14 protein-coding genes and 1 other RNA gene are annotated in these 13591 nt (G+C 63.9%); 8 read left to right on the plus strand and 7 right to left on the minus strand.

Translation table 11 applies throughout. The annotated features are described in order from the left end of the window. Nucleotides 1–110 precede the first annotated feature (110 nt). A complete protein-coding gene (locus IFO71_RS04740; protein WP_332309315.1) occupies nt 111–620 on the minus strand; it encodes a uracil-DNA glycosylase family protein in 510 nt (169 codons plus the stop codon). A 188-nt stretch (nt 621–808) separates the two neighbouring features. Between IFO71_RS04740 and IFO71_RS04745 the strand changes: the two genes are divergently transcribed. Together IFO71_RS04745 and IFO71_RS04750 are read left to right on the plus strand one after the other, a co-directional pair. Continuing rightward, on the plus strand, nt 809–1948 hold the full coding sequence (locus IFO71_RS04745; protein WP_192028390.1) for an AraC family transcriptional regulator: 1140 nt from the start codon (nt 809–811) through the stop codon (nt 1946–1948). 89 nt (nt 1949–2037) lie between these two features. After that, nucleotides 2038–2856, plus strand: a complete 819-nt coding sequence (locus tag IFO71_RS04750) for an alpha/beta fold hydrolase (RefSeq protein ID WP_192028391.1) — start codon at nt 2038–2040, stop codon at nt 2854–2856. Nucleotides 2857–2899: 43 nt separating this feature from the next. Here IFO71_RS04750 and IFO71_RS04755 read toward each other — a convergent pair whose 3' ends face one another. The 3 genes from IFO71_RS04755 to IFO71_RS04765 are packed head-to-tail and all read right to left on the minus strand — an operon-like array spanning nt 2900 to nt 6405. Then, on the minus strand, nt 2900–4294 hold the full coding sequence (locus tag IFO71_RS04755; RefSeq protein ID WP_192028392.1) for an FAD-binding oxidoreductase: 1395 nt from the start codon (nt 4292–4294) through the stop codon (nt 2900–2902). Nucleotides 4295–4298: 4 nt separating this feature from the next. Then, nucleotides 4299–4655 carry a YraN family protein gene (locus tag IFO71_RS04760; RefSeq protein ID WP_192028393.1) on the minus strand — a complete coding sequence of 119 codons (357 nt, stop codon included), beginning with the start codon at nt 4653–4655 and terminating at the stop codon, nt 4299–4301. After that, nucleotides 4639–6405, minus strand: coding sequence for a penicillin-binding protein activator (locus tag IFO71_RS04765; RefSeq protein ID WP_192028394.1), 1767 nt, complete (start codon nt 6403–6405; stop codon nt 4639–4641). Before IFO71_RS04765 ends, IFO71_RS04760 begins: the two co-directional genes overlap by 17 nt. Nucleotides 6406–6535: 130 nt before the next feature. Here IFO71_RS04765 and rsmI point away from each other — a divergent pair, with 130 nt between their 5' ends. Further along, nucleotides 6536–7384: a 16S rRNA (cytidine(1402)-2'-O)-methyltransferase gene (gene rsmI, locus IFO71_RS04770; RefSeq protein ID WP_192028395.1), complete on the plus strand. Its 849-nt coding sequence runs from the start codon at nt 6536–6538 to the stop codon at nt 7382–7384. Nucleotides 7385–7548: 164 nt separating this feature from the next. Here rsmI and rnpB read toward each other — a convergent pair. The 3 genes from rnpB to IFO71_RS04785 all read right to left on the minus strand — a co-directional run bounded on the left by rnpB (nt 7549) and on the right by IFO71_RS04785 (nt 8667). Continuing rightward, nucleotides 7549–7924, minus strand: an RNA gene (rnpB, locus tag IFO71_RS04775) — RNase P RNA component class A. A 53-nt stretch (nt 7925–7977) separates the two neighbouring features. Next, nucleotides 7978–8256 carry a DUF4124 domain-containing protein gene (locus tag IFO71_RS04780; protein ID WP_192028396.1) on the minus strand — a complete coding sequence of 93 codons (279 nt, stop codon included), beginning with the start codon at nt 8254–8256 and terminating at the stop codon, nt 7978–7980. Between the two features lie 9 nt (nt 8257–8265). Next, the gene (locus IFO71_RS04785; RefSeq protein WP_225444395.1) at nt 8266–8667 is read right to left on the minus strand and encodes a DUF4124 domain-containing protein; all 402 of its coding nucleotides are present in this window, start codon (nt 8665–8667) and stop codon (nt 8266–8268) included. A 181-nt stretch (nt 8668–8848) separates the two neighbouring features. On the opposite strand from IFO71_RS04785, the gene IFO71_RS04790 reads away from it, so the two are divergent. From IFO71_RS04790 to IFO71_RS04810, 5 genes are all read left to right on the plus strand, one after another. Then, nucleotides 8849–9616, plus strand: coding sequence for a CDP-alcohol phosphatidyltransferase family protein (locus IFO71_RS04790; protein ID WP_192028398.1), 768 nt, complete (start codon nt 8849–8851; stop codon nt 9614–9616). Further along, on the plus strand, nt 9616–11304 hold the full coding sequence (locus tag IFO71_RS04795) for an ATP-binding SpoIIE family protein phosphatase (RefSeq protein WP_192028399.1): 1689 nt from the start codon (nt 9616–9618) through the stop codon (nt 11302–11304). Before IFO71_RS04790 ends, IFO71_RS04795 begins: the two co-directional genes overlap by 1 nt. Continuing rightward, nucleotides 11285–11602: an STAS domain-containing protein gene (locus tag IFO71_RS04800; protein ID WP_192028400.1), complete on the plus strand. Its 318-nt coding sequence runs from the start codon at nt 11285–11287 to the stop codon at nt 11600–11602. Before IFO71_RS04795 ends, IFO71_RS04800 begins: the two co-directional genes overlap by 20 nt. A gap of 16 nt (nt 11603–11618) precedes the next feature. Then, a complete protein-coding gene (locus IFO71_RS04805; protein ID WP_332309316.1) occupies nt 11619–12419 on the plus strand; it encodes an MlaE family ABC transporter permease in 801 nt (266 codons plus the stop codon). Nucleotides 12420–12540: 121 nt separating this feature from the next. Then, the gene (locus tag IFO71_RS04810) at nt 12541–13371 is read left to right on the plus strand and encodes an ABC transporter ATP-binding protein (protein WP_192028401.1); all 831 of its coding nucleotides are present in this window, start codon (nt 12541–12543) and stop codon (nt 13369–13371) included. Nucleotides 13372–13591: the final 220 nt, after the last annotated feature.

Raw genomic sequence — 13591 nt, forward strand, 5'->3', positions numbered from 1 at the left:
GGCTCGCATCAGGCCGACACGAGCTCTTGATCCGGTGAATTGAAGCTTGGGCACTCGCTGCCAGTTCCAGCACCGCGGTCCACTCAACAGGCCGGACTCATCACTGCCCCTCAGGCATCTTCTTCCAGCGTTTCCGCCACTGCCCTGCGCAGCACTGGAATTACATCTTCCTCGAACCAGGGATTCTTCTTGATCCAGAGGGTATTGCGAGGACTGGGGTGAGGCAGGACCAGAAAGCGCGGGAAGTAGCGCTGCCACTGGCGCACCGTGTCGGTCAGTGTCTTGCCGCGTTCGGCCTGGAGAAAGTAGGCCTGGGCGTAGTGACCGATCAGCAAGGTCAGACGTACGTTCTCCAGTAGCGGCAGCAGCCGTCCGTGCCAGGTGGCCGAGCACTCCGGGCGCGGTGGCAAGTCGCCCGATGCCCCGGTGCCCGGGTAGCAGAACCCCATCGGTACGATGGCTACGCGACGCTCGTTGTAGAACTGCTCGCGTTCGATGCCCATCCAGTGACGCAGGCGGATCCCGCTGGAGTCGTTCCACGGAATCCCCGAGGCGTGCACGCGGGTGCCCGGCGCCTGGCCCACCACCAGCAGTCGGGCATGACGATTCGCCCGCAGCACCGGATTGGCTCCCAATGGCAGCTGCGATTCACACAGGCGGCATGCTCGGATCTGCTGGAGCAGGTCCGTCAACCCTTCTCGGCTCATGGCGCAAGTATGCATCGGCAGCCATCTTGTGTTCGACTGGGGCAGGCCAAGAGTTCAACATCAGCCCTGTACTTGGCAAGAGCCACCCGCACAGCGAATCGATGATCAAGCTGATCGACATTCTGTTCGCCATTGGTGCTGCGCAGGCGCTGTTCTTCAGCCTGCTGCTGGTATTCGTGGCACAGCGAAATCGAGCAGCAAACCGCTGGCTAAGCGGCTTTATCGGCCTATGGAGCCTGGTGCTGATTGACCAGTTCCTGTACAGCACGGCGTTTTATCGACACACGCCCTACCTCGTCGGCTGGGTGTGGCCGGTGTCGGCCGCTTTAACGCCCTGCCTGTATCTGTACGCCTGCAGCCTGATGCAGATTCCGCAGCGGCGGGTGGTCTGGCACGGCGTGCCGGTGCTCGCCTATTTCGTCCTGCTGGTCGAGTTCCTGGCCTTGCCGGGCGAGCAAAAGCTGCGCCTGATTTACCAGCCGTCTTCACCGGGCAATTCCATCTGGCAGATTCGCTGGATGTCGCACGTCGTGCTGTTGCAGGTGCTGGTTTACCTGCCCTTGATCTTCTTGCATCTACATCGCCATCAGCAGCGCATTCGTGAGCAGTTTTCTGCCATCGATCATCTTGACCTGCTGTGGCTCAGGCGTGTGCTGTTTGCCTTCCTGACCATATTCCTGGTCTCATTGGTGGGCACGTTCAAGGCGGAATGGTTGCAGCCCTCGCAGTTGTTGATGAATGCGCTGCTGGTGCTGACGATCTTTGCGCTCGGCCTGCTCGGGGCACGGCAGACACCCATCGCTCCAGCGGATGCTGCACTCGCGCCGCAGCCCCCCAGCCCCTCTGCTCAGGCGGCTCCCTCTGCCTATCGCTCGTCGCGGTTTTTGCCGCAGCTTGAGTTGTCACTGCGCGACCACCTGCTCACCTTGATGGCCGAGCATAAGCCGCACCACAAGTCTGATCTCACTCTGGGAGAACTGGCCAAGCTTGCCGACATGTCGACCCATGATCTCTCGCAGCTGCTCAATTGTGGCCTGCAGACCAAGTTCTATGACTTCGTCAACCAGCATCGGGTCGACGACGCGATCGACTTGCTGAAGGCCGGCACCCATCTGTCGATGACCGATCTGGCGGTCGAAGTCGGATTCAATTCACGCACGACCTTCTACAGCGCGTTCAAGAAGCGCACCGGACAAACCCCCAACGGGTTTCGAAAAGGCCTGTCTCAGGTGGCCAACTGATGGATTTTCTGTCCAGGTCCAGCCAGCCGAACAGATTGCTCGACGCCCCGAACTAGACTGCAGGCCTTCCTCGTCTGTGGTCTAAGTCCATGAAAGTGCTTTCTTTTTCGTTTCTCTTTCTGTTTGCCGCCCAGGTCAGCGCCGGCACGCCTGCGGGCGAATGGTCGGTTTCGGCTGACAGTCGACGGGCGGCGATCCTGATCGGCGGCGCCGAAGGTGGCCTCGCTTGGCAGTATTTGCCGCAGCAGGTCGAGGCGCTGCAGCAGGCCGGTTTTTCGGTGTTCCGCACCGCCTACTTCAATCATGCCGGGACGTCGGCCTTGCTGCAGGAGATCGAGCTTGACTACTTCCGTCGAGTGATCGAGTGGGTGGCCGAACAGAACGATGATCTCGTCATCGTGGCCCACTCGCGTGGATCCGAGGCCGCCCTGTTGTCGGCGATCGGCAATGACAAGGTCGACAAACTGGTGGTCATCGCGCCGGCCAGCCACGTCTTTCAGGGCATCGAACGCAGTCTGGAGGCGACCGTAAGCAGGCGCCGTTCGGCTTGGGCCGAGGCCGGTCAGCCGCTGCCGTTCGTGCCCTTCGACATCAACCAGGCGCAGATGGAGGAAACCGCGCTGGCCGCAGAAAAGGGCGAGATGTGCGCCTGCGTGCTGGATGTGTACCGGCAGTCTTTGGCCAAGGCCGCAGCGGAAACCCGGATTGCCGTCGAAAGCATCGACGCCACCGTGCTATTCGTCAGCAGCGATAGTGATCCGATCTGGCCGTCCGCGCAGATGGCCGACACCATGATGGCATCGCGTCAGCAAGCCGGAAAACGCAGCGAACATTGGCGTCTGCAAGGCGGCCATATGCCGCACGCCGACGGAGCCGTCTGGCAACGGATTGTTGACTGGCTGCACTGATAGGTTGGCCGGCGGCGCCGGTTGAACCGGCGATGGAGCTGGATCAAGCGATAGCCGGCGGCAGCAGTTTGCCTGGATTGAGTATGCCTTTCGGATCGAACTCGGCCTTGATCCGGCGCATCAGGTCGAGGGTGACCGGATCCAGGGCGCGTTGCATGAAATCGCGCTTGGCCAGGCCAATGCCGTGTTCGCCGCTGAGCATGCCGCCGAGTTCGATCACCCGATCAAACACCTGGTTCAGGCAATGCTCGGCGGCCTCGGCTTGCCGCGGGTCGGCGCCGTCGAACATCAGGTTGACATGCAGATTGCCATTGCCGGCGTGGCCAAAGCAGACCACGGTGATTCCGGCCTGGCGGCCGAAGTCGACGACGCTGCGGACCAGATCGGGCAGCCGACTGACTGGTACCACCACATCTTCGTTCACCTTGGTCGGGGCAAGTTCGCGCAGGGCCGGCGATAGCGCCCTGCGTGCCGCCCACAGCCCGGCCAGCGCCGTGTCATCGGATGCGATCTGAAACTCAATCAGGCCAGCGCCGTCCGCGGCCTTCTGAATCGCCTGGCATTGATCGGCCAGTTCAACCGCGCGGCCGTCGACTTCGATCAGCAATAGGGCGGCTGCGCCGACCGGCAGGTCGACGCCACGGCTACGAACCAGACCAAGCGCTGCGCTATCCATGAACTCGAGGGCACAGGGCCGCACCGGCTGGGCCATGATCCGAGCGACCGCGCTGGCGGCGGACTCGACCGAGTCGAACAGGGCGCGCATGCCGCGCTTGGCCTCGGCCAAGGGCGTGAGTAGCAGGGTGGCTTCGGTGATCACCGCCAGCGTGCCTTCACTGCCGACCAGCAGGCGGGCAAGATCGAACCCTGTGCTAAGTTTGCTGACGGCGGCGCCGCAGCGGAATCCTCGACCACGACCATCCACGCCGCGCAGGGCCAGCAGATTGTCGCGTGCGGCGCCGTACTTGACGGTTCGCGGGCCGCCGGCGTTGCAGGCCAGATTGCCGCCGATGCTGGAGTAGGGCGCTGAGGTCGGGTCGGGTGCCCAGCACAGGCCGTGCTGCTGCAGCGTCTGGTTAAGGTCGCCATTCAGCACGCCGGCCTCGACCTGGGCGTAGCGGTCGCCCGGCACGATGTGCAGAATTCGCTGCATGCGTTCCAGACTCAGCACCAGCCCGCCGCTGGCGGCGATGCTGGCGCCGGTCGTGTTACTGCCGCGGCCGCGGGCGATCAGCGGAACGGCCAGTTCATGGCAGTGGCGCACAATGATTTCGACCTCGGCATGACTCTCGGCTAACGCCACCAGATCCGGTACACCGCGGCGCTTGGAGTTGTCGTAGGCGTAGACTTCACGGTTGGCGGCATCATCGAATAGCGCCAGCGTCGGCAGTTCATGACGAAGTCGCTGCGCCAGCGCGTTGATCGGCGGCTGACTCATGGACCTATGCCGAATCCAGTCGGAATGCGTCGCGAATCCATTCGATATGATCGCCTTCAAAGGCCACCACGTCGAATCGGCAGGCTCGCATGGCCAGACTGGGGTGTTGCGCCAGGTAGCTGGCGGCGGCGCGTGCCAGGCGCTGCTGTTTGTGTCGGCCGACGCTCAGAGTCGCGCCACCAAATGACTGGTGTTGGCGATAGCGCACCTCGACGAACACCAGAATCTCGCCGTGATCCATCACCAGATCAAGTTCGCCGTGGCGAAAGCGCACATTGGCCGCGCGCGAACGCAGCCCGTGCCGACGCAGAAAGCGCTCGGCGTCGGACTCGTACGCCTGGCCCTTAGCCTTGCGGTCCACCGTCGGTCATCAATGCGCCTTCCACCACTCGGCGTGGTCGGCCGGAGCGGAACACATGGATCGCCGGGTCGCGCTGCACGTCACCGAATTCGTCGATGCTCAGCATGCCCGTGGCGCCTTGCTCGGCCATCGAGGGGTCGGCAGCGTTGCGCTGATTGAGCAGTCGCCAGGCATCGAGACCAAAGGCGAACAGCCGTGCTGCACCACCGCGCAGGGGCTCAAGATGATTGGACAGAGTGGAACGCAGCGGCAGGCCTGGCAGGTCGTCGACCAGCCAGGGCGAATCGACGAACTCGACGCCGCTCAGCTCACGATCCATGCGTGCATCGCCGGCCGGGTCGAACAGCAATGAGGTGCCGATCATCGGCACTTCCGACAGGCCGAACAGCTTCAGCTGCGGCACCAACAGACGTGCTGCCGCCGGACGCACCGCGATGAACACGGCGTCGAAACCGGGGTCATGCGGAATTTCGAGCTCCTGTGGGCGCGAGGTCGGCAATCCGGCGGCTACCAGCACGGCGCGGATCTCTTCCTGGAAATTGACCTTGCGCTCGTCAATCTGCACCACGCCCAACACTTCGCCGCCGCCCGACGTGAGGCGCTGCTGCATGCCGGACAGCGCGCGCTGACTGCCGTCGTCGGCCGCGACCACGGCGATGACCCGAGGTAGCCCACGTTGCAGCAATCGACCCGCTGCCGCCGCCCCTTCATCTTCCGGAGTGAGCGCAAAGCTCATATGGCCGCGCGGCGTTGGCAGATCGGCCCGATTCAAGGCCAGCACCGGCACCGGCAGATCGCCGCTGGCGAACAGAGCGCCCACCGCTTCACGGCTGAGCGGTCCGACCACTTGTCGATAGCCGCGCGCCGCGGCACGCCGATAGGCGTTGATCGCGCTGTCGGCATCACCACCGGAATCAATCACCTCGATCTCACCGCCCTGGCCGGCGGCCTGGAAATGCGCGGCCAGAAAGCCGTCGCGGACGGCTTCACCGGCCAGCCGCAGTGGCCCGCTCAGTGGCAGTAGCAGGGCAATCCTCTCGCTGGCCTCGGGGCTGATCGGCGTGGCCTCCTCGGCAGCCTGACGACGCAGCTGCGGCGGAATGGCAAAGCCGCGTGCGGTCAACGCGCGAACCGCGTGGGCACGTAGCGGATCGCGACCGGCCAGGCTCTCAGCGCTGCTCTTCAGTACCTGATCACTGAGCGATGCCAGCAGGTCGCGAATGCGTTGTGCATTGTCGCGCCGATCACGGCCCTGCAGATCCTGCCCAAGGTCGGCAAACAGCCGAGCGGCGAAGAACGGATCGCTGCGCTGCCAGGCCCGGCCGCGAAGCTCCAGCCAGCGCGCGCGGTGGCGGCTCTTGTTGGCCGCGGTGAGTGGGTCGAGCAGGTTGCGGGCCTCAGCGTCGTCGCGAGTGGCCAGTGCCAGTTCGGCCAGTAACAGCTGCAGACGCAGCTGCTCGTCAGCGTTCAGGCGACGTGGCGAGATCTCGTTGAGCAGGTTGTCCGCCGTGCGGATCGAGCCCGCTTCGCGATACGACTCAGCGGCGCGAAGCAGGTAGGCATCGCGATCGCCGCGTGCACTGTTCGCTGCCGTGACGAAGGCCTGCGCGGCGGCGGCGAATTCGCCCTCCAGGAACAGCGATTCGGCCTGTTCGGCTTCGGCCGACAGCGTGCGCGAGGCAGGCGCTGTGGCGCAGGCCGACAGCAGGATCAGAACCAGAACAGGACAGACAAGGCGCAGCAAGGTCATCGCGAGGCAGCACTTCGAGCAGGCATGGCGCCCGATCATAGCCGATCACTGCTGGCTGATTCGGTTCAGTGGCGGATAATCTCGCCTCAACCTTCACCTGAGCGCTGCGCTACGGGCCAGCGATACGTCGATGTCTGAAAGCAGTCCTTCCTCTGCGCTTGAGCCTGGCACCCTGTACGTGGTGGCCACACCGATCGGCAATCTCGGTGATCTCAGTCCGCGCGCGGTGCAGACCTTGCGTGGGGCCGACGTGATATGCGCCGAAGACACCCGCCATAGCAGGCCCTTGCTGCAGCAGTTCGGAATCGACACGCCGCTGCTGGCACTGCACGATCACAACGAGCAGGCGCAGGCGCCGGCCCTGGTCGAGCGCTTGCGCCAGGGGCAGGCGCTGGCACTGATCAGTGATGCCGGTACGCCGTTGATCTCCGACCCCGGGTTTCGTCTGGTGCGCGCAGTGCGAGAAGCCGGTCTGAAGGTGAGTCCGGTGCCTGGTCCCAGCGCGGTGATCACCGCCTTGTCGGCAGCCGGTATCGCTAGCGATCGATTTCTGTTCGAGGGCTTTCTGCCGAACAAGGGCGCTGCGCGTCGGCAGCGCCTGAGCGACCTCGCCGCCCTGGAAGCGAGTCTGGTGTTCTATGAGAGTTCGCACCGGATCTGCGAATCGCTGGCCGACCTCGAGTCGGTGTTCGGAGATCGTCGCATGGCGCTGGCGCGTGAGTTGACCAAGCGATTCGAAACCATACTCGACGGCTCGATCGCCGAGGTCCGTGCCCGCGTTGAAGCGGATGCCGACCAGCAGCGCGGTGAATTCGTATTGATCGTGGAGGGCGTGGCTGACCGCAGCGCCGCCCAGCTGGCCGAAGGCCGGCGCTTGATGACCTTGTTAAGCCCGCACCTGCCGCCCTCGCAAGCCGCCCGCCTGGCGGCCGAAATCAGCGGCGCGCCGAGGAAGGCCTTGTATGCACGGGATTCGTGATTGGTGTGACAGCTGGGATTCGGGATTCGGGATTCGGTAAGAGCAACGTTGGGCAAGCCTCAACATCGAATGCATTCCTCAGCTCCACTCAAGCAAGAGCAGAGCGCTCAGCTGAGCTTCGCCCCGGTCTGCTCTTACGAATCCCGAATCCCGGTTGTCAAAAGCTGCGGAGCCGGCCGATAAGCCGGGTTCTGTCGGGGACAGTCATTCTTCTAGGCCGGGCGTCGCCGCCCGGCTCAAGCAACCTACCCGGACGCACCGCGGGCCACGGCATTGCGTCCCTATTTGGTCTTGCTCCAGGTGGGGTTTGCCGTGCCACGCGGCGTTGGCCCCGCGTGCGGTGCGCTCTTACCGCACCGTTTCACCATCACCACGCATGGTTCCACCGAGGTGGGCCATCGTTCGGCTGTCTGCTCTCTGTTGCACTTTCCGTCGGCTCGCGCCGCCCAGGCGTTACCTGGCACCTTGCCCTGTGGAGCCCGGACTTTCCTCCCCCACATACGGCGAACCGCATGCGGCGGCGACTGTCTGGCCGACTCCGCAGACGCTAGTGTAACGCTCGGCGGCTGAATCGCGATCGCCGCGGCAATCTGCTAGTCGTTCTGGTCGCTCGGCGCCAGGGGCGGCACGATATTGGTGTGCGGGTCGACCGCTACGGTCTCGTACGGCCGCCCCTCGGGCGGCGTGTCGGTGATCTGGGTGCGACCCTGTTCGTCCTTCCAGCGATACAGCGTGGGCTGGTAGTCCTTGGCCTGGGGATTCTGCTTGCGCCATTCCGCCGGCAGGTGCTGCGGCGCCTCGTACCAGACGTAGGCCGCTGCGCCGCCCAGCAACAACAGCAGGATCAACAGGGCGCGCAGGGTGGCCTTCATCCTTGGTAATCAGCCCTGTTCTTGCGCTGGCGCCGGTTCGTCCGCTGGCTTATTGCCGCAGAAGCTGTCGATCTGCTGTCTTGCGCGATCAGCGTAGCGCTGCAGTTCTTCGCCTTCCAAGCGCTCATTGGTGCCGTCGTTGTTGGTATCCATCAACACCACCGGGTTGCCCTCGAACACCTTCAGGTTCTTGCGCGCCAGCTGACATTCGGGCGATTCCGGCTCCGATTTTGGCGGTTCGCTGTTGGGCTCGCTGGGCAGATCGCGTCGCTCGACGTTTTTCTGCGATTCCGGCGGCGGCTGGTCGCTGTAATGGGTTCGGCCTTGTTCGTCGGTCCACTTGTAGATCTCACCCGCGTCGGCGGCGCTCAGCGCCAGACAACCCGCCAGACCCACCGCCATCAAAGTCATACCACGCACGCTACACCTCGGTTATACGGAAACCCGCCTGCCATTGTGCACCGATGCGCCGTCGCTTGCGCGGCCGGCTATCGGCGCCATTCTGCGATCGGTCGATCGGCGGCGGCGGCCGGCAAGCGGCATGCGTTCAAGCCCTTGCGGTACACTCGGCCGGTCTGTCCAGAGTGTCCCCATGACGTCGACCGGTCCCTCCCAGCCGCGCCACCGTGGCATCTACCTGTTGCCCAACCTGTTCACCACAGGCGGGCTGTTCGCCGGGTTCTACGCCATCCTGGCCGCCAGCGCCGGGCAGTTCTCGGCCGCCTGCATCGCCGTGTTCATCGCCGCCCTGCTGGATGGCGTCGACGGTCGCATCGCCCGCATGACCGGCACGCAGAGCGAGTTCGGTACGCAATACGATTCGCTGGCCGATCTGGTCAGCTTTGGCATGGCGCCGGCCCTGGTGATGTTTCACTGGTCGCTGAGTGGCCTGAAGCTGGTCAGTCCGCTGTGGGGCAAGGTCGGTTGGTCGCTGGCCTTTCTCTACGCCGCCTGTGCCGCCTTGCGTCTGGCCCGTTTCAACACGCAGGTAGGCGTGGTCGACAAGCGCTACTTCATCGGTTTGGCCAGCCCGGCAGCGGCCGGCTTGATGATGTCCTTCGTCTGGGTGGCCACCGACAACGGCTGGAGTGGCGACCAGCTGCGCTGGGTGGCGCCGATCGTCACCGGCTTTGCCGCCCTGATGATGGTCAGTCGATTCCGCTTCTACAGTTTCAAGACCCTGCCCCTAGGTGATCGCGTGCCGTTCGTGGCGGTATTGATTGCCGTGGGCGTATTCGTGGCCTTGGCCATTGATCCACCCATCGTGCTGCTGACGATCACCGGTCTGTATGCGCTTTCCGCCCCGGCCACCTGGGTGCTGACCCGTATGCGGCGTACACGCAACAGCGCTGACGAATGATGCTGGAGCGACGCCTCCTGCCGTTGTTGGCCGATCTCAGTCAGCAGTTGGCGGCGTCGCTGGATCTGGAATCCACCCTGGCCCGCGTGGTCACCCTGATTGCCGATGCCATGGCGTCGGAAACGGCCTCGGTGTTTCTGCTCGAAGACGACGGCAGCATGGTTTGCCGGGCCTGCTGTGGCCCGGTCGATATCCGTGGGCTGCGCATCGAAGGCGGCCGCGGCATCGTCGGTCGTGCCATTGCCAGTGGCGAATGTCAGATCGTGCGCGACGCGCGCAGCGATCCTGATTTTGCCGGCCGCTCGATCGAGAGCGATACCGGGTTCGTCACGCGCAGCGTGCTGTGCGCCCCGCTGCTTACCGCCGACGGGCCCATCGGCGCCCTGCAGGTGCTGAACAAGCAGGGCCTGCAGCTGTTCGATGATGAGGACCGCGATGCTCTGCGCGTGCTGGCCGCGCCTACTGCCCTGGCATTGAATCGCGCTCGATTGGCCGAAGCTCTGCTGGAACAGAATCGCATCCGTCGTGAGCTGTCGCTGGCCCGCCGACTGCAGCGTTCCCTGCTGCCGAAACGACGTCGCGGTGCCTATCCGGTGCGTTCAATCAATCTGCCGGCGCAGGAGATTTCCGGCGATTTCTACGATTTCTTCGACTTGCCCGATGGTCGCGTTGCGTTTGCCCTGGGCGATGTCGCCGGCAAAGGCCTGGATGCGGCCTTCCTGATGGTGCGCTGCGCCAGCCTGCTGCGCTGGGCCGGCAAGGAGGGGTTGCGCCCTCCGGAGTGGTTGGCCAGGGTGAACGATGAGTTAAGTGAGGCGATTCCGCCGGGCATGTTCGTCTGTGCGGTGGCCGGCAGCTACGACCCGGCCACCGGCGATGTGTGCTGGTCGAGTGCTGGGTTTCCGCCCCTGCTGCGCATCGACGATGACGGCAGCAGCTGTCAGTTTCCGGCCGAAGGCCCGCCGCTGGGCATACTGCGCGGGCTCAGTTTTCCAGCGCAGTCGACGCGCTTGTGCGATGCCACTCTGTATCTGTTCTCCGACGGCGTCACCGATGTGCGCGATGGCGAAGGCCGCACGATCAATGTCGAAGGTATCGAGCAGGCGCTCAGCGAACTTCGATCCTTGCGTCCAGAAGCGCGACTGCGCCGTCTGGTACGCCGCCTGCGCACCTTGCGAGTTACCGATGACATCACCTTCATGTCGCTGCAGGGGCCGAAATCCGGCCGCCATGAACTGCTCAACCACCGCTTCTGCGCGCACCCCACGGAACTCGCAGGAATGCGCCATCGGCTGGGCGAAGTATTGATTGGCTCGGGCTGCTCCGAGGAGGATCGGCAGGCCCTGGTGCTGGCCTTGGACGAAGCGGCCAGCAATGTCATTCGGCATGCCTATGCAGGGCCGTGTGACCATACGATCGAGTTGAGTGTGCAACGCGAAGGCAGCGATCTTTGGTTTGAGTTGCAGGATGAGGCGCCGGCAGTCGATCCGGACAAGGTCAAGCCGCGCGATCTCGGTGAATGCAGACCCGGTGGCCTCGGTGTGAATATCATTGATGCCTTGATGGACGAATGGGACCTGTCGCCGCGCCCGAGTGGCGGCAATCGACTGCTGATGCGCAAGCGGATGCGTGCGGGTGAATCGAACAGTGAAGGCAAAGGGGAACACGATGGGACAGTGCATCACTGAAAAGGCCGGCGACTTCCTGGTCATCCGCCTCGGCGGCGAGGTCGACATGTCCTGGTCGCAGGACGTGCGCAAGACCTTGCTCAAGGCACTGGACGAGTCGCCGCGGGTGGCGGTCAATCTGGCCGGTGTGTCCTACATCGACTCGTCCGGCATCGCCGCCTTGGTCGAGGGCTTTCAGCAGGCGCGTGGCAGTGGCAAGAGTTTCGTCCTGACCGAACTCAGTGATCAGGTGCGTGCCGTGCTCAAGCTTGCCCGCCTGGACAAGGTGTTCACCATTCGCGATCGGCTCGACGACTGAGCCCCGGTAGCCGATCGTGCTTAACAGTCTGTTACTGCCGCTGGAGAAGCTCGGTCGGCGCACTACCAGTACCGTTGCCGACCTTGGCTATGCCGGCATGCTGCTGATCGACAGCCTGCGATTCTTGCTGTTCGGCTGGCGTCACGGGCAACCGGTGCGGCTACGGATGATCTTCGAGCAGGCACGGCAGGTCGGCGTCGATGCCATTCCGATTGTCAGCCTGCTGTCGTTCACCATCGGCGTCATGCTTGGCATTCAATTCATCGCCGCCCTGGGTGAGTTCGGTGCCGAGTCGAAAGTGGTGCTGGCCGCAGGCAAATCGATCACCCGCGAGTTCGGCGCCCTGATCACCGCCATCGTGGTTGCCGGCCGCAGCGGTTCGTCGTTCGCCGCGCGGCTGGGATCGATGGTGGTGTCGCAGGAAGTCGATGCGCTCGCCGTCATCGGCATTGAGCCGGTGCGCTATCTGGTCGCCCCGGCCCTGGTGGCCATGCTGATCATGGTGCCGACGCTGACTGTGCTGGCTGATCTGGTCGCCCTGATTGGCGCCGGCCTGTACTGCAGCGGGCCGCTGGATATGAACCTGGCCTCCTACATGGTGTCGACCCTGAATCAACTGGAGCCGCGCGATATCTGGGAGGGCGTATCGAAAAGCTTTGTCTTCGCCATCCTGATCACCCTGATCGGCGTCAGCACCGGCTTCTCGGTCAGTGGCGGCGCTGAAGGCGTCGGCCGTGCCACCACCCGCGCCGTGGTGCTGTCGATCAGCGCCATCGTCATTGCCGACATGCTGTTTTCGTATTTCTTGAACCGATGAAGAGCCGGGATTCGGGATTCGGGATTCGGGATTCGCGGAGCGTCGCGAGAGTCGTTGTTGTTGGCAGGGGCCAGCGGCGAGGCGGATTCGAGTATCACACGTCGAGATTGCGGGCACCCCAATGACCAATCCCGAATCCCGAATCCCGAATCCCGGCTCTCAAGAGCCGATCATCGACGTCCACGGTCTGGAGGCGTATTACGGCCGCCGCAGAATTCTGCACGGGATTGACTTTCGGGTGATGCCGGGTGAGATCCGGGTGATCATGGGGGGCTCGGGTTCGGGCAAGAGCACCCTGCTACGGCATTTGCTCGGGCTGCAGCGTCCGGTGCGGGGTTCGGTGAAACTGCTAGGTGTGGACGTGTCGCACGCCGATGCGCGGGCGCAGCTGAAACTGCGCCGGCAGATCGGGGTGAGTTTTCAAGGCGGCGCCTTGTTTACCTCGATGACCGTCGGCGAGAACGTCGCCCTGCCGCTGCGCGAGCATACCCAGTTCGACGAAAACACCATTCGCATCATGAGTCGGCTGAAACTCGAGGTGGTGAACCTCGGCGGCTTTCAGGATCTGATGCCGAGCCAGCTGTCCGGCGGCATGGTCAAGCGCGCCGCCCTGGCTCGCGCGATCGTGATGGATCCACGCCTGCTGTTCTTTGACGAGCCCTCCGCCGGCCTTGATCCGGTGGTGTCTGCCGAGCTCGATGAATTGATTCTGCAGCTGCGCGATGCGATGCGGATGAGCATTGTCGTCGTCACCCACGAACTGGAATCGGCGTTCAAGATTGCCGACACCATCACCGTGCTCGACCAGGGCAATGTCCTGCTCACCGGCTCGGTCGATGAGGTGAAGGCCAGTGACAATCAGCGCATTCAAGATCTGCTCAACCGCCGCCCGCGCGAGATCGAAGTCGATATCGACGACTACCTGCGTAGACTCACCGAAGAACAAGCGTAGGTCGGGCCCTGGCCCGACATCGTGCGTCGAGTCCGCCTCAGGCCTTCTTGCTCGAAGGCGGGCATGGGGCGGGATGCAACGTTTCAACCCCGCCGCTCTGATTGCCGCAGGCCGAGTTGGTTTCTGGGGTTGTGGCGAAACAATACGTTAAGAAGGGATTCGACTCTGCCGCGTCGCGTGTTCTACCCGCGCGACAAGGCCCGACACGATCGGGTCGCAT

This window comes from Pseudomarimonas arenosa (genome assembly GCF_014841215.1).
Taxonomy (GTDB): domain Bacteria; phylum Pseudomonadota; class Gammaproteobacteria; order Xanthomonadales; family Xanthomonadaceae; genus Pseudomarimonas; species Pseudomarimonas arenosa.